At 72.2% G+C, this 21,622-nt stretch carries 18 protein-coding genes and 1 pseudogene; 13 read left to right on the top strand and 6 right to left on the bottom strand.

Annotation, left to right across the window (positions count from 1 at the left end):
* Positions 1-74 precede the first annotated feature (74 nt).
* The 6 genes from ACH5AO_RS06475 to ACH5AO_RS06450 all read left to right on the top strand — a co-directional run bounded on the left by ACH5AO_RS06475 (position 75) and on the right by ACH5AO_RS06450 (position 8,770).
* A complete protein-coding gene (locus ACH5AO_RS06475) occupies positions 75-1,541 on the top strand; it encodes an amino acid permease (protein ID WP_398922403.1) in 1,467 nt (488 codons plus the stop codon).
* A 42-nt stretch (positions 1,542-1,583) separates the two neighbouring features.
* The gene (locus tag ACH5AO_RS06470; protein WP_398922401.1) at positions 1,584-2,063 is read left to right on the top strand and encodes a macro domain-containing protein; all 480 of its coding nucleotides are present in this window, start codon (positions 1,584-1,586) and stop codon (positions 2,061-2,063) included.
* Positions 2,064-2,191: 128 nt separating this feature from the next.
* Complete coding sequence (locus tag ACH5AO_RS06465) at positions 2,192-4,159, top strand: Xaa-Pro dipeptidyl-peptidase (protein WP_398922399.1); 1,968 nt, start codon at positions 2,192-2,194, stop codon at positions 4,157-4,159.
* An 84-nt stretch (positions 4,160-4,243) separates the two neighbouring features.
* Positions 4,244-5,965, top strand: a complete 1,722-nt coding sequence (locus ACH5AO_RS06460) for a BCCT family transporter (protein ID WP_398922397.1) — start codon at positions 4,244-4,246, stop codon at positions 5,963-5,965.
* A gap of 87 nt (positions 5,966-6,052) precedes the next feature.
* Positions 6,053-7,075, top strand: a complete 1,023-nt coding sequence (locus ACH5AO_RS06455; RefSeq protein ID WP_398922395.1) for an oxidoreductase — start codon at positions 6,053-6,055, stop codon at positions 7,073-7,075.
* Between the two features lie 48 nt (positions 7,076-7,123).
* On the top strand, positions 7,124-8,770 hold the full coding sequence (locus tag ACH5AO_RS06450; protein ID WP_398922393.1) for an ABC-F family ATP-binding cassette domain-containing protein: 1,647 nt from the start codon (positions 7,124-7,126) through the stop codon (positions 8,768-8,770).
* Between the two features lie 207 nt (positions 8,771-8,977).
* On the opposite strand, the gene ACH5AO_RS06445 is transcribed toward ACH5AO_RS06450, so the two are convergent.
* Together ACH5AO_RS06445 and ACH5AO_RS06440 are read right to left on the bottom strand one after the other, a co-directional pair.
* Entirely contained in the window at positions 8,978-11,341 is a 2,364-nt protein-coding gene (locus ACH5AO_RS06445; protein WP_398922392.1) for a Tex family protein, read from the bottom strand.
* A 105-nt stretch (positions 11,342-11,446) separates the two neighbouring features.
* Positions 11,447-11,578, bottom strand: coding sequence for an LPFR motif small protein (locus ACH5AO_RS06440; protein ID WP_267883264.1), 132 nt, complete (start codon positions 11,576-11,578; stop codon positions 11,447-11,449).
* 92 nt (positions 11,579-11,670) lie between these two features.
* Here ACH5AO_RS06440 and ACH5AO_RS06435 point away from each other — a divergent pair.
* Positions 11,671-11,991: pseudogene (locus ACH5AO_RS06435) on the top strand (GlxA family transcriptional regulator); the annotation flags it as partial.
* Positions 11,992-12,033: 42 nt separating this feature from the next.
* Here the strand turns inward: ACH5AO_RS06435 and ACH5AO_RS06430 are convergent.
* Positions 12,034-12,789: an enoyl-CoA hydratase/isomerase family protein gene (locus ACH5AO_RS06430; RefSeq protein ID WP_398922389.1), complete on the bottom strand. Its 756-nt coding sequence runs from the start codon at positions 12,787-12,789 to the stop codon at positions 12,034-12,036.
* Between the two features lie 107 nt (positions 12,790-12,896).
* Between ACH5AO_RS06430 and ACH5AO_RS06425 the strand changes: the two genes are divergently transcribed.
* Positions 12,897-13,559, top strand: a complete 663-nt coding sequence (locus ACH5AO_RS06425) for an HdeD family acid-resistance protein (protein ID WP_398922387.1) — start codon at positions 12,897-12,899, stop codon at positions 13,557-13,559.
* Between the two features lie 138 nt (positions 13,560-13,697).
* Complete coding sequence (locus ACH5AO_RS06420; RefSeq protein WP_398922385.1) at positions 13,698-14,159, top strand: ATP-binding protein; 462 nt, start codon at positions 13,698-13,700, stop codon at positions 14,157-14,159.
* A 1-nt stretch (position 14,160) separates the two neighbouring features.
* Here the strand turns inward: ACH5AO_RS06420 and idi are convergent, their stop codons facing one another.
* The 3 genes from idi to galE form a co-directional block, all read right to left on the bottom strand.
* The gene (gene idi, locus ACH5AO_RS06415; protein ID WP_398922382.1) at positions 14,161-14,754 is read right to left on the bottom strand and encodes an isopentenyl-diphosphate Delta-isomerase; all 594 of its coding nucleotides are present in this window, start codon (positions 14,752-14,754) and stop codon (positions 14,161-14,163) included.
* Between the two features lie 157 nt (positions 14,755-14,911).
* Positions 14,912-15,850 (bottom strand): cation diffusion facilitator family transporter, encoded by a 939-nt coding sequence (locus ACH5AO_RS06410; protein ID WP_398922380.1) that lies wholly within the window; start codon positions 15,848-15,850, stop codon positions 14,912-14,914.
* Between the two features lie 146 nt (positions 15,851-15,996).
* Entirely contained in the window at positions 15,997-16,968 is a 972-nt protein-coding gene (galE, locus tag ACH5AO_RS06405; protein WP_398922378.1) for a UDP-glucose 4-epimerase GalE, read from the bottom strand.
* Between the two features lie 287 nt (positions 16,969-17,255).
* On the opposite strand from galE, the gene ACH5AO_RS06400 reads away from it, so the two are divergent.
* The 4 genes from ACH5AO_RS06400 to ACH5AO_RS06385 are packed head-to-tail and all read left to right on the top strand — an operon-like array spanning position 17,256 to position 21,622.
* The gene (locus ACH5AO_RS06400; protein WP_398922375.1) at positions 17,256-19,067 is read left to right on the top strand and encodes a DUF5941 domain-containing protein; all 1,812 of its coding nucleotides are present in this window, start codon (positions 17,256-17,258) and stop codon (positions 19,065-19,067) included.
* Positions 19,064-19,816 carry a sugar phosphate nucleotidyltransferase gene (locus ACH5AO_RS06395; RefSeq protein WP_398922373.1) on the top strand — a complete coding sequence of 251 codons (753 nt, stop codon included), beginning with the start codon at positions 19,064-19,066 and terminating at the stop codon, positions 19,814-19,816. Before ACH5AO_RS06400 ends, ACH5AO_RS06395 begins: the two co-directional genes overlap by 4 nt.
* The gene (locus ACH5AO_RS06390) at positions 19,804-20,865 is read left to right on the top strand and encodes an iron-containing alcohol dehydrogenase family protein (RefSeq protein ID WP_398922371.1); all 1,062 of its coding nucleotides are present in this window, start codon (positions 19,804-19,806) and stop codon (positions 20,863-20,865) included. The genes ACH5AO_RS06395 and ACH5AO_RS06390 overlap by 13 nt, the downstream gene beginning before the upstream one ends.
* On the top strand, positions 20,843-21,622 hold the full coding sequence (locus ACH5AO_RS06385; RefSeq protein ID WP_398922369.1) for a CDP-alcohol phosphatidyltransferase family protein: 780 nt from the start codon (positions 20,843-20,845) through the stop codon (positions 21,620-21,622). The genes ACH5AO_RS06390 and ACH5AO_RS06385 overlap by 23 nt, the downstream gene beginning before the upstream one ends.

The raw sequence follows: 21,622 nt of genomic DNA, 5'->3' as shown, positions 1-21,622 counted from the left end.
CGAGCGCGCCGGCCGAGGCAATCCGGACACCCGGGCGCGACCCGCCCGAGCGCACCAGAGAGTGGAACCACTTCGTGAGCAAGGACGCCGTCACCACGGCAACGGCCGCAGAGCGCACCGCCGCGGCCCCGACGCCCGCGGACGCGGGCGACGCCGGTTACAGCAAGGACCTCAAGGCCCGCCACGTCAACATGATCGCCATCGGCGGCGCGATCGGCACCGGACTCTTCCTGGGCGCCGGAGGACGCCTGCACGACGCGGGCCCGGCGCTCGCGATCGCCTACCTGGTCTGCGGCGTCTTCGCCTTCTTCGTCGTCCGCGCCCTGGGCGAGCTGGTCCTGTACCGGCCGTCGTCAGGGTCCTTCGTGTCGTACGCGCGCGAGTTCCTCGGCGAGAAGGGCGCGTACGTCGCCGGCTGGATGTACTTCCTCAACTGGTCGACCACCGGCATCGCCGACATCACCGCGATCGCCCTCTACACGCACTACTGGAGCGCGTTCACCGACATCCCGCAGTGGGTGCTCGCGCTGATCGCCCTCGCCGTGGTCCTCGCGGTGAACCTGATCTCGGTGAAGATCTTCGGCGAGATGGAGTTCTGGTTCGCGATCGTCAAGGTCGCCACCCTCGTCGCCTTCATGCTCATCGGCGTCTTCCTGCTCGCCACTCAGCGCGAGGTGGGCGGCGGCACCCCCGGCCTGAGCATGATCACCGACAACGGCGGCATCCTTCCGCACGGCGTGCTGCCCGTCGTCCTCGTCATGCAGGGCGTGATCTTCGCGTACGCGGCGCTGGAACTGGTCGGCGTCGCCGCGGGCGAGACCGCCGAACCGGAGAAGGTCGTCCCCCGCGCGGTGAACTCCATCATGTGGCGCGTCGGCCTCTTCTACGTCGGCTCCGTCGTCCTGCTCGCCCTCCTGCTCCCCGGCTCGGTGTACTCGGCCGACGAGAGCCCCTTCGTCACGGTCCTGTCGAAGATCGGCGTCCCGGCCGCCGGCGACGTGATGAACCTCGTCGTCCTCACGGCCGCGATGTCGTCCCTGAACTCCGGCCTGTACTCCACCGGCCGCATCCTGCGCTCCATGGCCATGGCGGGCTCCGCCCCGAAGTTCACCGCCCGCATGAACCGCAGCCAGGTGCCCTACGGCGGCATCCTGCTGACCTGCGGCGTGTGCGTCCTCGGCGTCGGCCTGAACTTCCTCATGCCGGCCCAGGCCTTCGAGATCGTGCTGAACGTCGCCTCCCTCGGCATCGTCAGCACCTGGGTGATCATCATGATCTGCCACCTGGTCTTCGTCCGCCGCGCCCGTGCCGGGCTCCTCACCCGCCCGTCCTTCCGGCTCCCCGGCAGCCCGGTCACCGAGATCGCCACCATCGCCTTCCTGGTCTCCGTCCTCGGCCTGATGTGGAACGACCCGGAGGTCGGCCGCAAGACCCTGCTGCTCGTCCCGGTGATCGCCGCGATGCTGGTCGGCGGCTGGTACGGCGTCCGCCGCCGGGTGGCGCGGAACACCGGCCAGGAGCTCTCGCGGCCGGCGAAGTAGCAGGCCGGAGCCACTGTCAGTGGCAACGCCTACGGTGGCGTCATGTCGGAGATCACGTACGTCCGGGGTGACGCCACCGTTCCGTCGGTGAAGGGCGTCAAGGTCATCGCCCACGTCTGCAACGACATCGGCGGGTGGGGGAAGGGCTTCGTCCTGGCCGTGTCGCGCCGCTGGCCCGAACCGGAGGTCGCCTACCGCGCCTGGCACCGCGACCGCGCCGCGAACGACTTCGCTCTGGGCGCGGTCCAGCTGGTCCAGGTCGAGCGGTACGTCTGGGTGGCCAACATGATCGGCCAGAGGGGCACAAGGACGGGCAGCAAGGGCGTCCCCGTCCGCTACGAGGCGATCGACACCGCCCTCGGCCGCCTCGCCGACAGGGCGACGGAGCTGGACGCCTCCGTGCACATGCCCCGCATCGGCTGCGGCCTGGCCGGCGGCACGTGGTCCCGCATCGAACCCCTGATCACCCAGCGGCTGGTACGGCGCGGGATACCGGTGACGGTGTACGACCACGGCGACTGAGCGGACCCGTCACCGCTCCCACCCGTGGACCGGCGCGTCCCACCAGGTGTGGTTTCGGCCGCCGGTGACGTCATGAGGCACCAACCGCCCTCTTCTGCACCCGAGTTCACCCCTGTACCGTCCCGCGCATGCCGAAACGCACGCGCTTCACGACCTGGAGACCGCTCGCGGCGGTGGCCACTGCCGCCCTGACGGCCACGCTCCTCACCCCCGTGGCGGCACACGCCGCGCCGCCGCGCGAGAGCCTGCCCGTCCACTCCTACGACGACGCCGTCCGCGAGGCCGTCTGGGTGGACACCGGACTCGACGAGGACCGGGACGGCCGCACCGACCGGGTCGCCGTCGACATCGTCCGCCCCCGCGAACCCGCGCAGCGGGGCCGGAAGGTCCCCGTCATCATGGACGCCAGCCCGTACTACTCCTGCTGCGGGCGCGGCAACGAGAACCAGAGGAAGACCTACGACGCGAACGGCGACGTCGTCCGGATGCCGCTGTTCTACGACAACTACTTCGTGCCGCGTGGCTACGCCGTCGTCGGCGTCGACCTGGCCGGAACCAACCGGTCCGACGGCTGTGTGGACGTCGGGGGCCGCTCCGACATCCAGTCCGCGAAGGCCGTCGTCGACTGGCTGAACGGCCGCGGCAAGGCCTACACCAGCCGCACCGGCACCGAACGGGCCAGGGCCGACTGGACCGACGGCCGCACCGGCATGATCGGCAAGAGCTGGGACGGCACCATCGCCAACGGCGTCGCCGCCACCGGCGTCGAGGGCCTGGAGACCATCGTCCCGATCGCCGCGATCTCCTCCTGGTACGACTACTACTTCACCCAGGGCGCCCCGCTCTACGACTCCGGCCCCGACTGGCTGTCCCAGTACGTCGAGAGCCCCGAGGCCCGCGACCGGTGCGACGCCGTCCAGCGTGAACTCGTCGAGGGCGCCCCGCGCACCGGCGACCTGACCCCCCTGTGGACCGAACGCGACTACACGCGCGCCGCGAAGAAGGTGAAGGCCAGCGTCTTCCTGGTGCACGGCATGCAGGACCTCAACGTACGGATGCGGCACGTCGGCCCCTGGTGGGACGCCCTCGCGAAGAACGGCGTCGAACGCAAGATCTGGCTCTCCCGGACCGGCCACGTCGACCCCTTCGACTTCCGCCGCGCCGAGTGGGTCGACACCCTGCACCGCTGGTTCGACCACGAACTCCTCGGCTACGACAACGGCATCGACCGCGAGCCCATGGCCGACATCGAACGCCACCCCGACCAGTGGGTGACCTCGAAGAGCTGGCCGCCGCGCGGCACGCACACCACGACCCTGCGCCCCGCACAGGGCACCGAGGCCGGCGTCGGCACCCTCGGCCTGCGCAAGGGCAGGGGGACCGAGGCCTTCACCGACGACCCGCGGCTGAGCGAGACCGACTGGGCCGCCCGCGTCGACACCCCGACCCCGGACAAGGCCGGCTTCGTCACCGGCCCGCTCACCCGCGACCTGCGCCTGTCCGGCGCCTCCCGGGTCACCGTCACCGCCACCCCCAGCACACCCACGGCCCACCTCTCCGCCGTACTCGTGGACCTCGGCCCCGACACCGTCCGCGACTACGCCGCCGACGGGGAAGGCGTCACCACCCTCCCCGAACGCACCTGCTGGGGCGCGAGCACCGCGGGCGACAGCTCCTGCTTCCAGGAGACCCGCGCCACGACCACCGACGTCGAGCACACGATCGTCAGCCGTGGCTGGGCCGACCTCGGCCACCACGCAGGCGACGGCGAGGGCGAGCCGCTCACCCCCGGCAAGCGGTACACCCTCACCCTCGACCTGGCGGCCACCGACCACGTCGTCCCCGAGGGCCACCGCCTGGCACTGATCGTCGCCGGCACCGACCGGGGCCTGATCGATCCCCCGGCCGACACCCCGACGCTCACCCTCGACCTGGCCCGTACCTCCGCGCGGGTGCCGTTCGTCGGCGGGACGGCCGCCTTCGCCCGCGCCACGGCGGGCTCGCCCGCCACGGCCCCGGACGCCGTCCTGGACGGCGTGGACCGACCGGACGGCACCGCCCACCGCGTCCCCGGGGAGGCAGGCACATCACGCTGAGGAGGTGAGTTTTGCGCCAAAGGTGGTAGGGGCGTAGCGGGAGGAGCGTTCTCCGCCCAACGGCTCTGAGGAAAGGTGCCGCCTGTGACGCAGAACCAGCACAGCGACAAGGACGACACGGCGGGCCCGCTGCCGGGATCCGAAGCGGGCCTGCCGGGCCGGGACCGTCCGCGGACCGACCGGGTGGTGTTCGGCGTCACGGCCGTGCTCACCCTCGCGTTCGTGCTGTGGGGCGCCATCGGGACGGACTCGCTCGAGGACGCCTCCACCACCCTGCTCGGCGGGCTGATGCACAACGGTGGCTGGGCGTTCATGCTGGCCGCCTCCGGCTTCGTCGTCTTCGCCCTCTGGCTGGCGGCCAGCCGCTACGGCCGGATCCACCTCGGCGCCGAGGGCGAGGAACCGGAGTTCCGCACGGTGTCGTGGATCGCCATGATGTTCAGCGCCGGCATGGGCATCGGCCTGATGTTCTGGGGAGTGAGCGAACCGCTCGCGCACTACACGACACCCCCGCCGGGCACCAGCCCGGCCGACTCGGGTGACCGCATGGAGACGGCCATGGCGACCACCCTCTTCCACTGGACGCTCCACCCGTGGGCGATCTACGCGGTCGTCGGCCTCGCCATCGCCTACAGCACCTTCCGCAGGCGCCGCCGGCAGACCATCAGCGCCGTGTTCACCCCGCTCATCGGGGAGCGGCACGCGAACGGCGTCGGCGGCCGGGTCATCGACGTGCTCGCCATCATCGCGACGGTCTTCGGCTCCGCGGCCTCGCTCGGCCTCGGCGCGCTGCAGATCGGCTCCGGTGTGGAGAAGCTCGACTGGATGGGCAAGGTCAGCACCGGACTGCTGGTCGGCATCATCGCGGTGCTGACCGTGGCGTTCGTGGCCTCCGCGGTCTCCGGTGTGGAGAAGGGCATCCAGTGGCTGTCCAACACCAACATGGTGCTGGCGCTGATCCTCGCCGTGTTCGTGTTCGTCGCGGGCCCGACCATCCTCGTCCTGGACCTGCTGCCGACCTCGGTCTTCGCCTACCTCGGCGACCTGCCCGAGCTGGCCGGCCGCACCGAGATCAGCGGGGGAGAGGGCGTCGCCGACTGGCTGGGCAGCTGGACCGTCTTCTACTGGGCCTGGTGGATCTCCTGGACGCCCTTCGTCGGCATGTTCATCGCCCGCATCAGCCGGGGCCGGACCATCCGCCAGTTCATCGGCGGAGTCATCCTGGTGCCCAGCACGGTCAGCCTGGTCTGGTTCGCGATCTTCGGCGGTTCGGCGATGAGGCTCCAGGAACAGAACCGGCTCGGCGACGAGACCACCCCCGAGGGCCGGCTCTTCGCCGTGCTCCAGGAGTACCCCGTCGCCACCGTCACCAGCCTGCTGGTGATGATCCTCGTCGGCATCTTCTTCGTCTCGGGAGCCGACGCGGCCTCCATCGTGATGGGCACCCTCTCGCAGAAGGGCGCGCTCGAACCCAGCCGCTGGGTGGTGGTGTTCTGGGGCGTGGTCACCGGCGCGGTGGCGGCGATCATGCTGCTGGTCGGCAGCGGCCAGGGCGACGCGCTGACCGGCCTGCAGAACCTCACGATCCTCGCGGCGGCCCCGTTCGTCATCGTGATGATCTTCATGTGCGTGGCCCTCATGCGCGACCTGCGCCGCGACCCGCTCATCGTGCGGGGCGAGATGGGCTCGGAAGCGGTGGAACTCGCGGTCATCCAGGGCCACAAGAAGTACGACGGCGAATTCGAGCTCCGCGTGGGCCCGGGCCGCGGCCCGGACGTGGAGGGCGACCCCATCGGCAAACACTGACCCGATCCCCGCCCCCTCGCGCGACCGGCACGAAGCGGAATAACTCATGCCGCGCTCAGGTCACCCCCGGATGGGAATACTCACCACATGTCTGCCGAGTACGCGACCTTCGGCCTGGCACCGGCGACGAGAGCCGGTGGACTCCTCGAAGGCGGTGACTACCAGGTTCACCGGGACTTCGTCGACTTCGTCGTCGACGGCCGCCCGCTGCTCTTCCGCCTCTCCGACCTGGACGCCGTCTCCCCGCTCGCCTCCGACGTCCCGCCCTCCCTCTTCACCGCCCAGATCCACAGCCTGCTGCTGGAGACCGAGGCACCACTGCCCGCCGGCCGGTACGTCGTCTACGGCTGCCCCGAGTGCGAGGACCTCGCCTGCGGCGCGGTGACCGCGGTCATCGAACAAGACGGCGAGGACGTCGTCTGGCGCGACTTCGCCTGGCAGACCGACGAGCACGCAGACCTGGACCTCAACGGCTACCACGGCATAGGCCCGTTCCGCTTCCGCGGCACCGAGTACCGTACGGCCCTCACCGCCCTCCTCGACGGCGAAGCCCCCGGCGCCCGCCGCCGCGTCCTGCTGATCGGCGCCCGGGCCGCCCTGCTCGCCCGGCTCGCCGCGGCCCTGCGCACCATCGGCATCGGCGCCGACATCGCCCCCGACGCCGACGGCGTCCCCGCCGACGAACTGCGCGGCTACGGCGCCGTGGTCTTCGGCCGGTCGGTGAGCGTCGGCGAACGCGACGCCGTCCGCCGCGCCTTCGCCGACGCCGGTGTCGACGTGCCCTGCGTCGACGGCTTCGCCCCCGTCGTCCCGCTCCTCGTCGCCCAGACCGAACAGGCCCTGGAACGCGGCGCGCGCGACCGGCGCCGCCTGACGGAACTCACCGCCACCGGCGACACGGCGGAGCTGGAGATCACCTCGTCCTGCCGGGTCAAGCTCACCGCGTACCGGATCGACCGCCTCTCCCGCACCCACGTCCAGGACCTCTTCGACGGCGTACTCGAACCCGGCCGCCACCGGGTCCCGCTGGACGGCAGGGCGGTGAAGGGCGAGGCGTACCTCGTCGCGCGCGCCGGCGGGACGGTACGCGTGACGGAGGTGGGGCGGTGAGAACCGGGGAGCGTCCGGCCGCGCCCGGCCGTTAGGATCGGCGGTCTGATGACTGCCACCCTCGTCGCCAAGAACCTCGCCGCCGGGCACGGCGACCGCTCCTTGTTCACCGGCCTCGACCTCGTCGTCGCGCCCGGCGACGTGATCGGTCTGGTCGGTGCCAACGGCGCGGGCAAGTCCACGCTGCTGCGCCTGCTCGCCGGCCTCACCGCACCGGAACAGGGCGAGCTGCGCCTCTCCCCGCCCACCGCGACCGTCGGGCACCTCCCGCAGGAGCCGGAGCGCCGGCCCGGCGAGAGCGTACGGGCGTTCCTGGCCCGCCGCACCGGTGTCGCCGAGGCCCAGCGGACCATGGACGAGGCGACCCAGGCCCTGGTCGACGGCGCGCCGGGCGCGGACGACGCGTACGCCACCAGCCTGGAGCGCTGGCTGTCCCTGGGCGGCGCCGACCTCGACGAGCGCGCCGAGGAGGTCGCCGACTCCCTCGGCCTGGCCGTCGGCCTGGACCAGCCGATGACCTCGCTCTCCGGCGGCCAGGCGGCCCGCGCCGGGCTCGCCTCCCTCCTCCTCTCCCGCTACGACGTCTTCCTCCTCGACGAGCCGACCAACGACCTCGACCTGGACGGCCTGGAACGCCTCGAACGCTTCGTGACCGGCCTGCGCGCCGGCACGGTCGTCGTCAGCCACGACCGCGAGTTCCTCACCCGCACGGTCACCAAGGTCCTCGAACTCGACCTGGCCCAGCGGCAGGTCAACCTCTACGGCGGTGGCTACGAGGCCTACCTGGAGGAGCGGGACGTGGCCCGCCGGCACGCCCGCGACGAGTACGAGGAGTACGCCGACAAGAAGGCCGCGCTCCAGGACCGGGCGCAGACGCAGCGGGCCTGGATGGACAAGGGCGTGAAGAACGCGCGCCGCAAGGCGGGCAACGACAACGACAAGATCGGCCGCAAGTTCCGCAGCGAGGCCAGCGAGAAGCAGGCCGCGAAGGCGCGTCAGACGCAGCGCATGATCGAACGCCTGGAGGTGGTCGAGGAGCCGCGCAAGGAGTGGGAGCTGCGCATGGAGATCGCGTCGGCGCCCCGCTCCGGCGCGGTGGTGGCGACGCTGCGGGACGCCGAGGTACGGCGCGGCGACTTCACCCTCGGCCCGGTGTCCCTGCAGATCGACTGGGCGGACCGGGTGGCGGTGACGGGCGCGAACGGCGCCGGCAAGTCCACCCTGCTCGGCGCCCTCCTGGGCCGCGTCCCGCTCGACGCCGGACACGCCTCCCTGGGCTCGGGCGTACTCCTCGGCGAGGTCGACCAGGCCCGCGCGCTGTTCCACGGCCCCGAAGCCCTGCTCGACGCGTTCCGCCCGGCGGTCCCCGACCTGGAGCCGGCCGACATCCGCACGCTGCTGGCCAAGTTCGGCCTCAAGGCGGACCACGTCATGCGCCCGGCGGCCACCCTCTCCCCGGGTGAACGCACGAGGGCCGCCCTGGCCCTCCTCCAGGGCAGGGGCGTCAACCTCCTGATCCTCGACGAGCCGACCAACCACCTGGACCTGCCGGCCATCGAACAACTCGAATCAGCCCTCAACACCTACCAGGGCACCCTCCTCCTGATCACCCACGACCGCCGCATGCTCGACGCGGTGAGGGTGACCAGACGCCTGGAGGTAACGGACGGCAAGGTAACGGAGACCCCCGCGTAACTGCGGGCAGTCGTGCCTCCCCCAGTGCCTTAAAGGCCTGGGAGGTACCCCCAGGGCGATGGGGGTCCCCCGCCCGAGCGCAGCCGAGGGTGGGGGAGGGTGGGCGGTGGGGGTACCTCCCGCTCGAGCGAAGTCGAGAGTGGGGGAGGCACCCGGCAAGCGCCGGCCCGCGAAACCCACCCCCGCCCAGCCACAGCACCGGCGCGCCTACGCCAACCCGGCCCGCCGCAACGCATCGGCCATCGCCCCGTTCGCCGGAGCAGGCGCGGCCGCGGACCGCCCCTTCCCTCCGCCCCCGGAACCGGACCGCCCCTGCTGCTGCCGCTGCTTGGGAGGGCGCCCCCCTTGCCGCTGCTCCCCGCGCTGCCCCCGTTGCTCCCCCTGAGGCGCGGCCTCGTCGTCCAGCCGCAGCGTCAGCGCGATCCTCTTCCGCGGAAGATCGACGTCAAGCACCTTCACCTTGACGATGTCCCCAGGCTTCACCACGTCCCGGGGATCCTTCACGAACGTCTTCGACATGGCCGACACGTGCACCAGCCCGTCCTGGTGCACACCGACGTCCACGAACGCCCCGAACGCGGCCACGTTCGTCACGACGCCCTCCAGCACCATCCCGGAGGCCAGGTCGGAGATCTTCTCCACCCCCTCCTTGAAGACGGCGGTCCTGAACGCCGGCCGCGGGTCCCGCCCCGGCTTCTCCAGCTCCTTCAGGATGTCGCCCACGGTCGGCAGACCGAACTTCTCGTCCACGAAGTCCTCGGCCCGCAACGACCGCAGCACCGCCGTGTTCCCGATCAGCGCGGCGACCTCCGCCCCGGAGGACTTCACCATCCGCCGCACCACCGGATACGCCTCCGGGTGCACGCTGGACGCGTCCAGCGGATCGTCACCACCGCGGATCCGCAGGAAGCCCGCGCACTGCTCGTACGCCTTCGGGCCGAGCCGCGCCACCTTCTTCAGCTCGCTCCGCGACCGGAACGGCCCGTTGGAGTCCCGGTGCGCCACGATGTTCTCGGCGAGCCCGGAGGTGATGCCGGAGACCCGCGCGAGCAGCGGCGCCGACGCGGTGTTGACGTCCACGCCCACCCCGTTCACACAGTCCTCCACGACCGCGTCCAGCGAACGCGACAGCTTCACCTCGGACAGGTCGTGCTGGTACTGGCCGACCCCGATCGACTTCGGGTCGATCTTCACCAGCTCGGCCAGCGGGTCCTGGAGCCGGCGCGCGATCGACACCGCGCCGCGCAGCGACACGTCCATGTCGGGCAGCTCCTGGGAGGCGAAGGCGGAGGCCGAGTACACGGAGGCACCCGCCTCGGACACCATCACCTTGGTCAGCTTCAGCTCGGGATGCCGGGTGATGAGCTCACCGGCGAGCTTGTCGGTCTCACGGGACGCCGTGCCGTTGCCGATCGCGATCAGCTCGACCGCGTGCTCCTTCGCCAGCCGCGCCAGCTTCGCGATCGCCTCGTCCCACCGGTTGGCCGGGACGTGCGGATGGATGACGTCCGTGGCGACGACCTTGCCGGTCGCGTCCACCACGGCGACCTTCACACCCGTACGGAAACCGGGGTCGAGGCCCAGCGTCGCACGCGTACCGGCCGGGGCGGCGAGCAGCAGGTCGCGCAGGTTGGCCGCGAAGACCCGCACCGCCTCGTCCTCGGCCGCCGTCCGCAGCCGCAGCCTCAGGTCGATGCCGAGGTGCACCAGGATGCGCGTGCGCCAGGCCCAGCGGACCGTGTCGCCCAGCCACTTGTCGGCCGGGCGCCCCTGCTGGGAGATCCCGAACCGGCCGGCGATGATCCCCTCGTACGACGACGGGCCGTCCACCGGCTCCTCCGGCTCCAGGACGAGGTCGAGGACCTCCTCCTTCTCGCCGCGCAGCATCGCCAGGACCCGGTGTGAGGGCAGCTCGGTGAACGGCTCGGCGAAGTCGAAGTAGTCGGAGAACTTCGCCCCCGCCTCCTCCTTGCCGTCGCGCACCTTCGCGGCCAGCCGCCCGCGCACCCACATGCGCTCGCGCAGCTCACCGATCAGGTCGGCGTCCTCGGAGAACCGCTCGGTGAGGATGGCCCGCGCACCGTCCAGGGCGGTCTGCGGATCGGCGACGCCCTTGTCGGCGTCCACGAACGCGGCGGCCGCGGCGAGGGGCTCGACGCCCGGATCGGCGAGCAGCCCCTCCGCCAGCGGCTCGAGCCCCGCCTCACGCGCCATCTGCGCCTTGGTGCGCCGCTTGGGCTTGTACGGCAGGTAGATGTCCTCCAGCCGCGCCTTGGTCTCCGCGCCCCGGATCCGCGCCTCGAGCTCGTCCGTCAGCTTGCCCTGCTCGCGCACCGACTCCAGGATCGCCGTCCGGCGCTCCTCCAGCTCCCGCAGATAGCGCAGCCGCTCCTCGAGCGTGCGCAGCTGCGCGTCGTCGAGCATCTCGGTCGCTTCCTTGCGGTAGCGGGCGATGAAGGGCACCGTCGAACCGCCGTCGAGCAGTTCGACGGCAGCCCTGACCTGCCGCTCCCGTACGCCGAGCTCTTCGGCGATCCTGCCTTCGATGGACCCTGCGAGGGGTGTCGTCACGTTCCCGTACCGCCTTCTCCACTGAGGTTGCGCGGCAATTGTGGCAGGTGGCGCCGACAATCGTGGATCAGGGCGGCGATTCGCCCGGGGACCGCGCGGGCGGCGTCAGGCGCGGCGGCCCCGGGCGGTGGACGAGGCCCCGCCGAACAGCCGGGCGAGCGCCCGGAACGGCAGGGTCACTACGGTGGCGATGGCTCCGCCGATCTGGCGCAGGACATCCGCGATGGCACGCAGCACGTGTCTCTCCTTCCGTCTCCCGGCTCCGTCGGCCGGGTCCGACTGCGTGTACCTCGTCAACGCTTCACCATGCACGCCGTCCCGGTCCGGGCATGGCGGGAAAGGCGGGGAACCCGTCGTCGCGGCCAGGGCGGGCGCCGCCAAGAACCGACGGCACGGGGCGGCGAACCGTTCCCGTCGTCCTCCTCGACGGCGTGCGGAGCCTCGATGTCACCGGCCCCGTGGAGGTCTTCGCGGGTGCCGAGCAGCACACCCCGGGGACGTACCGGCTGAGCAGCGCCTCGCTGGACAGCGCTCCCGTACGTACGACCAGCGGGCCGACCGTCGTACCGGACGGGGCGCCGACGGACGCGCCGGAGCCGCGCACGCCGCTCGTGCCCGGCGCCACTTCGCCCGCGCCTTCCGCACCGAGACCGGTGTGACGCCGGGCCGCCACGTCGAGTCGGAGAGCCGCTTCACCCTGACGTGGGCACGCTCCAGGTGAAGCGCGGGGCCCGGCGCTCCAGGAACGCGGCGACGCCCTCCGCGGCGTCGCAGCTCTCCGCGGCCCGCTCACCCCAGTACGCGTCCCGGTCGGTGCGGCCGTCCGCGAACTCCTTCGCCGCCGCCTGCGTCAACCGCGACCGGGACGCCAGGATCCGGGTGAACTCCGCGACCCGCCCGTCCAGTTCGTCCTCGGGCAGCACCTCGTCCACCAGGCCGGTGCGCAGCGCCCGCCCGGCGTCGATCAACTCGCCCGAGAACAGCAGGTACTTGGCGGTGGCCGGGCCGACCAGGGAGACCAGCCGCCGGGTCGCGGAGGCCGGGTAGACGATGCCGAGCTTCGCCGGGGTCACCCCGAACAGCGCCCCCTCCTCGGCGAACCGCAGGTCACAGGCGGCCGCGAGCTGTGCCCCGCCGCCCACGCAGTGTCCGCGGACCGCCGCCAGGGTCGGCTTGGGGAAGGCGGCGAGCGCCTCCTCCGCCGCCACGGCCAGCCGCTGCGCCTCGAGCGGCGACCCGCGGAGCGTGGAGATGTCGGCACCGGCGCAGAACGTCCCGCCCTCACCGGTGAGCACCAGCACCCGTACGTCCGGATCGGCCGCCAGCGTTTCCAGCAGCGGCGGCAGGGAACCCCACATCGTGGCCGTCATGGCGTTGCGCTTCGCGGGATTGCGGATGACGACCGTGGCGACGTGCCCGGTGACGCCGTGCAGCAGCTGGGGCTCCATGCGCCGGATGCTATCCGCCCCGGCCGGAGCCCCGGCCGACAGGGCTCCGCCCGGCGGGCGGACGGCGGAGACCGGGACGAGGGGAAAGCGGGAGCGAGGAGGCAGCCATGGCCGATTCCACCAAGCCCCGGGGCGAGGCCGCGAAACTGAGCCGAGGCTTCGGCTGGCTCGCCGTCCTCGGCGTGATCCTGGTCGTCGCGGGCCTGGTCGGCCTGGCCTACACCGGCCTCGCCACCCTGACCTCGATGGTGCTGTTCGGCTGGCTGCTGCTGATCGGCGGCCTGGTCGGACTGCTGCACGCCGTCCAGGCACGGCACACCAACTTCTTCTGGCTCGGCGTGGTCGTCGCGGCCCTGAACATCGCGGCCGGCGTGGTCGTCCTGAGGACACCGGAGGCCGCGGCCGAGGCGCTCACCATGTTCGCCGCGCTGCTGTTCCTCACCGGCGGGGTGTTCCGCCTCGTCGGCAGCCTGGTGGTGCGCGGGCCGCAGTTCGGCTGGACGCTGGTGCAGGGCGCCTTCGGGCTGCTCCTCGGCGTCCTGGTGCTGGCCACCTGGCCCAGCAGCAGCCAGTACGTCATCGGTACGTTCTTCTCCCTCTCCCTGCTCTTCGACGGGCTCGGCCTGATCGCCACCGGCTACGGCGGACGCCGGATCGTCGGTATGGTCTCCGGCCGGCTGGCCGGCGAGGAGACCGCGCGGCCGCCGGAGAAGGAGAAGGGGCCGCACGGCGGCGATCACGGGACCGCCGAACCCGTACAACCCGAATAGTTCGCCGATCCGGCACGGGGCGGACCGGAACGGTCCCGCAAGCGACCTCGTCATGCGCGGGCGGTCGAAAACGCTCGATATCCGCTGACTTCTGTTCAGGCTCGAGGTACGGAGCCGGTCGGTGCCAACACTCGACGTGTGGTGACAAGCGAGCGTGAGAGCGGCGATCCGCTGCCGTACGAAGGTGTCTGGCGGTTCACCGCCCCGACGGTCGACGCCTCGGTGCCGCAGGCCCGCCACGCCGTGCGGGACCTCCTGCTGCGCCAAGGGGTGCCGGTCGCGGACGACGTCGTGCAGGGACTGCTGCTGATCGTCTCCGAGCTGGTCACCAACGCCGTACGGCACGCGGCTCTGCTGTCCCCGACGCTGGCCGTCGAGGTCGCCGTCGGCGCCGAGTGGGTCCGGGTGGCCGTGGAGGACAACCACCCCTACCGGCCCACCGCCCTGGAGACCGACCACGGCCGAACCGGCGGCCGCGGACTGCTCCTGGTGCGGGAGATCACCCGCGAGGCGGGAGGGGTGTGCGAGGTCGAGCACACCGCCACCGGCGGCAAGGTGATCTGGGCCGCCCTGCCGCTCAAGCCCACGGAGAGCTCCTAGGTCACCAGCCCGCCGACGGTCCCGTCAGTTCGCGGACCGCCGGGCGGGCCGCGTCCAGGACGGTCGGGAACCAGGCGGAGAAGGTGTCCCGCGCGTGCCGTTCCGCCAGTTCCGCCGGGGTCACGAACGCGGTGGTCGTCACCTCCCGCGGGTCCGGCCGCGGCGGCGACTGCACCATGCCGACGAAGAGGTGGTTGTACTCCTGCTCCACCAGGCCCGAGGCCGGGTCCGGGTGGTTGTAGCGGACCGTCCCGGCCTCGGCGAGCAGCGACGGGGAGACGCCCAGCTCCTCGAAGGTCCGCCGGGCCGCCGCCGCGAACGGCGCCTCACCGGGGTAGGGGTGACCGCAGCAGGTGTTGGACCACACACCGGGGGAGTGGTACTTGCCCAGCGCCCGCTGCTGCAGCAGCAGCCGCCCGCGCTCGTCGAACAGGAACACCGAGAACGCCCGGTGCAGCAGCCCCGGCGGCTGATGGGCGGCGAGCTTCTCCGCCGTGCCGGTCGTCACACCGTCCTCGTCGACCAGTTCCAGCAGGATCGGCTCGGCGGCGCCGTTCGACGGGCTGTTCGTCGCGGTGGCAGGTGTGATCGGCATACCCATCCTTCACTCGGTCTTCGCGCCCCAGTCTGCCGCACGAATCCGGCACTCCCGGCACTCCCGGACGCGCCCGCATGTCCCCGGGGCGCCCGTACGGGGGCGGAAGGCCGCGTACTCCGGCGCGGCGGCGCGCGGCGGCGCGCGCGGACCGGCCCTAATGGCACAGGCGCGCCTCGTGCTCCGCGTGCCCGCCGGGCTCCAGCTGGAAGGTGCAGTGCTCCACGTCGAAGTGGGCGCCCAGGCAGTTCTGCAGCTCGTGCAGCATCTTCTCGTGCCCGATGGTGTTCAGGACGTCGGAGCCGACGACGACGTGCGCGGAGAGCACCGGCATCCCCGAGGTGATCGTCCAGGCGTGCAGGTCGTGCACGTCCTCCACACCGTCGGTGGCGAGGATGTGCTTCCGCACCTGAGCCATGTCCACGCCCTTGGGCGCCGCCTCCAGCAGGACGTCGAGCGTCTCCCGCAGCAGCTTCACGGCGCGGGGCACGATCATCAGCGCGATCAGCAGCGAGGCGACCGGGTCGGCGGCCGTCCAGCCGGTGGCCAGGATCACCAGCGCGGACAGCATCACCGCGACCGAGCCGAGCGCGTCCGCCGCCACCTCCAGGAAGGCGCCGCGCACGTTCAGGCTCTCCTTCCGCCCGCGCATCAGCAGGGACAGCGACACCAGGTTCGCGACCAGGCCGATCGCGCCGAACACCAGCGCCAGACCGCCCTTGGTGTCGGCCGGGGTGACGAACCGCTCGATCGCCTCGTACAGCACGTAGCCGCCGACGCCGAGCAGCAGCACGCAGTTGGCCAGGGCGGCGAGGATCTCCGCGCGGGCCAGGCCGAAGGTGCGGTGCTCGCTCGGCGGGTGGCTCGCGAAGTGGATCGCCAGCAACGCCATGCCCAGGCCCACGGCGTCCGTCGCCATGTGGGCCGCGTCCGTGACCAGCGCGAGCGAGTCGGCCAGCACACCGCCGACGATCTGGACCACCATGACACCGAGCGTGATCGCCAACGCCACCCGCAGCCTGCCGCGGTACGCCGCACTCGCGGTACCGTCGGCGGGCGCGCCGTGCGCATGCCCGTGATCGTGCCCAGCCCCCATCGAAACGCCCCTTCCCGTGGCCCCGTCCGGATCACAGTGAACTACGGGGAGGGGGTATCCGCAACGCGGCACTGAACACCGTTGTCATATGCTCTGACCTGCGTAAACGATCCGCAGGTCAGGCGGTGGACGGCGCCGTCGGCCGCTCAGCCGCCGTGGTGCAGCAGCCACCCCCGCCACGCCGACTCGATCATCTCGCGCACCGAGTGCCGGGCGGTCCAGCCGAGCCGCTCGGCCGCGAGGGCGGCCGACGCCACCGCGCGGGGCGCGTCGCCGGGGCGGCGGCCCTCGACGAGCGGGGCCCGGGTGTCCCCGGTGACCTCGCCGATGACCGTGATCAGCTCGCGCACCGAGACGCCCTCGCCGCGGCCGATGTTCACCGTCAGGTCTCCCGTGAGCTTCCCCTCGGACAACCCCCGGGCCGCCGCCAGGTGCGCCTGGGCCAGATCGGCCACGTGGATGTAGTCACGGACGCACGTGCCGTCCGGCGTCGGGTAGTCGTCGCCGAAGACGCGCGGGGCCTCGTCACGCGTGAGCCGGTCGAAGACCATCGGCACGATGTTGAAGACACCGGTGTCGGCCAGCTCCGGCGCCGCCGCCCCCGCCACGTTGAAGTAGCGCAGGCACACCGTGTCGATGCCGTGCGCCCGGCCCGCCGCCCGGACCAGCCACTCGCCGGCGAGCTTGGTCTCGCCGTAGGGGTTCACCGGGGCGCAGGGCGTGTCCTCCGTGATGAGGTCCACACCGGGGTCGCCGTACACGGCCGCGGACGAGGAGAAGACGAAGCGCTCGATCCCGGCGTCGGCGACGGCGTCCAGGAGCGTCGCGAGACCGCCCACGTTCTCCCGGTAGTACCGGGTCGGCTGCGCCACGGACTCACCGGCCTGCTTGCGCGCGGCGAGGTGCACCACGCCCGTCACCCCGTGCTCCGCGCACACCCGCCCCAGCAGCGCGCCGTCCAGCGACGAGCCCCTGACCAGCGGGACGTCGGCGGGCAACCGCGCCGGCACTCCGGCCGAGAGGTCGTCCAGCGCCACGACCCGTTCCCCGGCACCGGTCATGGCCCGCGCCACGTGTGCCCCGATGTAACCGGCCCCGCCGGTGATCAGCCATGTCATGGTCGTCCACCCTATGCCGAGCGGATGCGACGGTCCCCGATGTGTCGATCCGGGCCGTATGCCCGTTCTGGTGGAGCGGTTTGTGGGCCGGGCCCCGCATCACCGATGATGATCGCGGCAGAGGCGCGCGGGCGAACCATGCCGGTCCAACCGTCGAACGGGCGGTGAACGCGGGCTTCCGGGTATCCGATAGCCTCTGCCGACATGCCGCCCGGGGGTCCGCGCGGGCACCTCAATCGTGTACATGACCGGCGTCGACGCGTCGGCACCCAGGGAGTGAGATTCGGTTGTCGACCGCCATCCTGACCGGTCAACCGGTCCCCGGTTCGTCACTCGAGAGCGATCTGCGCTCCCTCGGATTCGACGTGCGGACCGCGTCCGGCACCGCGGAGGCCGAGACCCTGCTCGCCGGGGTACCCGCCGGACAGCGGGTCGCCGTGGTCGACGCCCGCTTCGTGGGCCACGTGCACGCGCTGCGCCTCGGCCTCACCGACCCCCGCTTCCCGCTCTCCGCGATCCCCGGCGCCGTCACCGCCCAGCCGGCCGGCCGCCAGGCCCTGACCCGCGCGATGACCCGCGAGGACTCCACGGAGCGGGCCGGCGGCGCCACCCTGGTCGACAGCCTCGCCGACCGCGTCGTCGCGGCCCTCGACGCCGACGGCGCCGACGTGCACCGCCCCGAGCTCGGCAGCCTCGTCGCCACCGTCCCCGGCGACCCCCAGACCCGCAACGAGGCCCGGCAGGCCGTCGCCGCCGTCGACGACGAGGCCGTACGCCTGAAGTCGGCCGTCAAGGCCCGCGACGGCTTCTTCACCACCTACTTCATCAGCCCGTACTCGCGCTACATCGCCCGCTGGTGCGCCCGCCGCGGACTGACCCCCAACCAGGTCACCACCGCCTCCCTGCTCACCGCGCTCATAGCCGCCGCCTGCGCCGCCACCGGCACCCGCGGCGGCTTCGTCGCCGCCGGCGTGCTGCTCATCGCCTCCTTCGTGCTGGACTGCACCGACGGCCAGCTCGCCCGCTACTCCCTGCGGTACTCCACCCTCGGCGCCTGGCTCGACGCCACCTTCGACCGGGCCAAGGAGTACGCCTACTACGCCGGCCTCGCCCTCGGAGCCGCCCGCGGCGGCGACGACGTGTGGGCCCTCGCGCTCGGCGCGATGATCCTGCAGACCTGCCGGCACGTCGTGGACTTCTCCTTCAACGAGGCCAACCACGACGCCACCGCCAACACGAGCCCCACCGCAGCCCTCTCCGACAGGCTCGACAGCGTCGGCTGGACGGTCTGGCTGCGCCGCATGATCGTCCTGCCGATCGGCGAACGCTGGGCGATGATCGCCGTCCTCACGGCCGTCACCACCCCCCGGATCACCTTCTACGCCCTGCTCGTCGGCTGCGCCTTCGCCGCGACGTACACCACCGCCGGCCGGGTCCTGCGCTCGTTGACCCGCAAGGCGAAGCGGACCGACCGGGCGGCACAGGCACTGGCGGACCTCGCCGACTCCGGCCCGCTCGCCCAGGCCCTCGCCGGCCCGCTGAAGCGCCCCGCGCGGCGCCTGCCCGGCTTCACCGCCCCCGCCGCCGCCCTGCTCGGCGGCCTCGCCGTCGTCGCCACGGCCCTGCTCACCGGCTTCGGCGGCCCCTGGACGACCGTCGCGGCCTGCGGCTACGCCCTGACCTCCGCCCTCGCCGTGGCCCGCCCCCTCAAGGGCGCCCTCGACTGGCTGGTCCCGCCGTTCCTCCGCGCCGCCGAGTACGGCACCGTCCTGGCACTGGCGGCCGACGCGGACGTGAACGGAGCCCTTCCGGCGGCCTACGGGCTGGTGGCCGCGGTCGCCTACCATCACTACGACACGGTCTACCGCATCCGCGGCAACGCGGGCGCGTCCCCGCGCTGGCTGGTGCGGGCGATCGGGGGACACGAGGGCCGCACCCTGGTGGTCGCCGCCCTGGCGGCACTGCTCACCGCCTCGCAGTTCACGCTCGCGCTCACGGTCCTCGCCGTGGCCGTGGCCCTGCTGGTGCTCGTCGAGAGCATCCGCTTCTGGGCGTCCTCCGGGGCACCCGCCGTACACGATGAAGGAGAAACCGCATGATCGGCCTCGTGCTGGCGGCCGGCGCCGGACGGCGTCTGCGCCCCTACACCGACAGCCTTCCCAAGGCGCTGGTGCCGGTGGGGCCCGCGGGCATAGAGGGCGAACCGACGGTCCTGGACCTCACCCTCGGCAACTTCGCCGAGATCGGCCTCACCGAGGTCGGCATCATCGTCGGCTACCGCAAGGAGGCCGTCTACGAGCGCAAGGCGGCCCTGGAGGCGAAGTACGGCCTCAAGCTCACCCTCATCGACAACGACAAGGCCGAGGAGTGGAACAACGCCTACTCCCTGTGGTGCGGCCGTGACGCCCTCAAGGACGGCGTGATCCTCGCCAACGGCGACACCGTGCACCCGGTCTCCGTCGAGAGGACCCTGCTCGCCGCCCGCGGCGAGGGCAAGAAGATCATCCTCGCCCTGGACACGGTGAAGTCGCTGGCCGACGAGGAGATGAAGGTCGTCGTCGACCCCGCCAAGGGCATGACGAAGATCACCAAGCTGATGGACCCCGCCGAGGCCACCGGCGAGTACATCGGCGTCACCCTCATCGAGGGCGACGCCGCCCCCGAGCTGGCCGACGCCCTGAAGACCGTGTGGGAGACCGACCCGCAGCAGTTCTACGAGCACGGCTACCAGGAACTGGTGAACCGCGGCTTCCGGATCGATGTGGCGCCGATCGGCGACGTCGCGTGGGTGGAGATCGACAACCACGACGACCTCGCCCGCGGACGGGAGATCGCGTGCCAGTACTGACCCGGCTGATCCCCTCGCCGGTCGTCGTGGACATCCGCCCGGGGGCCCTCGACGACCTGGCCTGCGTCCTCGCCGACGAGCGCATCTCGCAGTCCGGCCGGCTCGCCGTCGCCGTCAGCGGCGGTTCGGGCGCCCGGCTGCGCGAGCGGCTCGCGCCCTCGCTGCCCGGCGCCGACTGGTACGAGGTCGGCGGCGGCACCATCGACGACGCGGTCCGGCTGGCGAGCGACATAAAGGGCGGCCACTACGACGCGGTCGTCGGCCTCGGCGGCGGGAAGATCATCGACTGCGCCAAGTTCGCGTCGGCGCGCGTCGGCCTGCCCCTGGTCGCCGTCGCCACCAACCTCGCGCACGACGGCCTCTGCTCGCCGGTCGCCACCCTCGACAACGACGCGGGCCGCGGCTCCTACGGCGTACCCAACCCGATCGCGGTCGTCATCGACCTCAACGTCATCCGTGAGGCCCCGGTCCGCTTCGTGCGGTCCGGGATCGGCGACGCCGTCTCCAACATCTCCGCGGTCGCCGACTGGGAACTCGCCCACCGCGTCAACGGGGAGAAGATCGACGGCCTGGCCGCCGCCATGGCCCGGCAGGCCGGCGAGGCGGTGCTGCGGCACCCGGGCGGGGTCGGCGACGACGGCTTCCTCCAGGTGCTGGCCGAGGCACTGGTCCTCACCGGCATCGCCATGTCCGTCTCGGGCGACTCCCGCCCCTCCTCCGGCGCCTGCCACGAGATCAACCACGCCTTCGACCTGCTCCACCCCAAGCGGGCAGCCGCCCACGGCGAGCAGTGCGGACTGGGCGCCGCCTTCGCGATGTACCTGCGTGGAGCCCACGAGGAATCGGCCGCCATGGCCGAGGTGCTCCGCCGCCACGGCCTCCCGGTGCTGCCGGAGGAGATCGGATTCACCGTGGACGAGTTCGTCCGGGTCGTCGAGTTCGCCCCGGAGACCCGTCCCGGCCGCTTCACCATCCTCGAACATCTCGACCTGAAGACCGAACAGATCAAGGACGTCTACGCCGACTATGTCAAGGCCATCGGTAGCTGAACTCCGTCCGGTCGTCCACCCCCCGGGGGTCAAGGACCGGCGCAGCGGTGAGCACTGGATGGGGCGCCTCTACATGCGCGAGGTGTCCCTGCGGGTGGACCGCTACCTGGTGAACACCAGGGTCACGCCCAACCAGCTCACGTACCTGATGACCGTCTGCGGTGTCCTCGCGGCCCCGGCGCTGCTGGTGCCGGGGATCACGGGGGCCGTCCTCGGCGTGGTCGCCGTCCAGCTCTACCTGCTGCTGGACTGCGTCGACGGCGAGATAGCGCGCTGGCGGAAGCAGTACTCGCTCGGCGGGGTCTACCTGGACCGGGTCGGCGCCTACCTCACCGACGCCGCCGTCCTGGTCGGCCTCGGCCTGCGCGCCGCCGACCTGTGGGGTCCCGGCCGGATCGACTGGCTCTGGGCCTTCCTCGGCACCCTGGCCGCCCTCGGCGCGGTCCTGATCAAGGCCGAGACCGACCTCGTCGGCGTCGCCCGCCACCAGAACGGGCTGCCGCCGGTGAAGGAGGCCGCCGCCGAGATGCGCTCCTCCGGCATGGCGCTGGCCCGCCGGGCCGCCGCCGCGTTCAAGTTCCACCGCCTCATCCTCGGCATCGAGGCGTCCCTGCTGATCCTGGTCCTCGCGATCGCGGACGCGGTCCAGGGCGACCTGTTCTTCACCCGTCTGGGCACCGCGGTCCTCGCCGGCATCGCCCTGCTGCAGACCCTGCTGCACCTGGTGTCCGTCCTCGCCTCCAGCAGGCTGAAGTGA

It is taken from the genome of Streptomyces sp. NPDC018964 (genome assembly GCF_044390325.1).
GTDB lineage: Bacteria > Actinomycetota > Actinomycetes > Streptomycetales > Streptomycetaceae > Streptomyces.
This window is presented reverse-complemented; position numbering and strand designations above follow the sequence as displayed.

Bases quoted from the DNA above. Each gene is read 5' to 3' on its own strand.
- ACH5AO_RS06470 (WP_398922401.1), top strand. From the start codon at position 1,584: ATGTCGGAGATCACGTACGTCCGGGGTGACGCCACCGTTCCGTCGGTG.
- ACH5AO_RS06465 (WP_398922399.1), top strand. From the start codon at position 2,192: ATGCCGAAACGCACGCGCTTCACGACCTGGAGACCGCTCGCGGCGGTG.
- ACH5AO_RS06455 (WP_398922395.1), top strand. From the start codon at position 6,053: ATGTCTGCCGAGTACGCGACCTTCGGCCTGGCACCGGCGACGAGAGCC.
- ACH5AO_RS06450 (WP_398922393.1), top strand. From the start codon at position 7,124: ATGACTGCCACCCTCGTCGCCAAGAACCTCGCCGCCGGGCACGGCGAC.
- ACH5AO_RS06430 (WP_398922389.1), bottom strand. From the start codon at position 12,789: ATGGAGCCCCAGCTGCTGCACGGCGTCACCGGGCACGTCGCCACGGTC.
- ACH5AO_RS06425 (WP_398922387.1), top strand. From the start codon at position 12,897: ATGGCCGATTCCACCAAGCCCCGGGGCGAGGCCGCGAAACTGAGCCGA.
- idi (WP_398922382.1), bottom strand. From the start codon at position 14,754: ATGCCGATCACACCTGCCACCGCGACGAACAGCCCGTCGAACGGCGCC.
- ACH5AO_RS06410 (WP_398922380.1), bottom strand. From the start codon at position 15,850: ATGGGGGCTGGGCACGATCACGGGCATGCGCACGGCGCGCCCGCCGAC.
- galE (WP_398922378.1), bottom strand. From the start codon at position 16,968: ATGACATGGCTGATCACCGGCGGGGCCGGTTACATCGGGGCACACGTG.
- ACH5AO_RS06395 (WP_398922373.1), top strand. From the start codon at position 19,064: ATGATCGGCCTCGTGCTGGCGGCCGGCGCCGGACGGCGTCTGCGCCCC.
- ACH5AO_RS06385 (WP_398922369.1), top strand. From the start codon at position 20,843: ATGTCAAGGCCATCGGTAGCTGAACTCCGTCCGGTCGTCCACCCCCCG.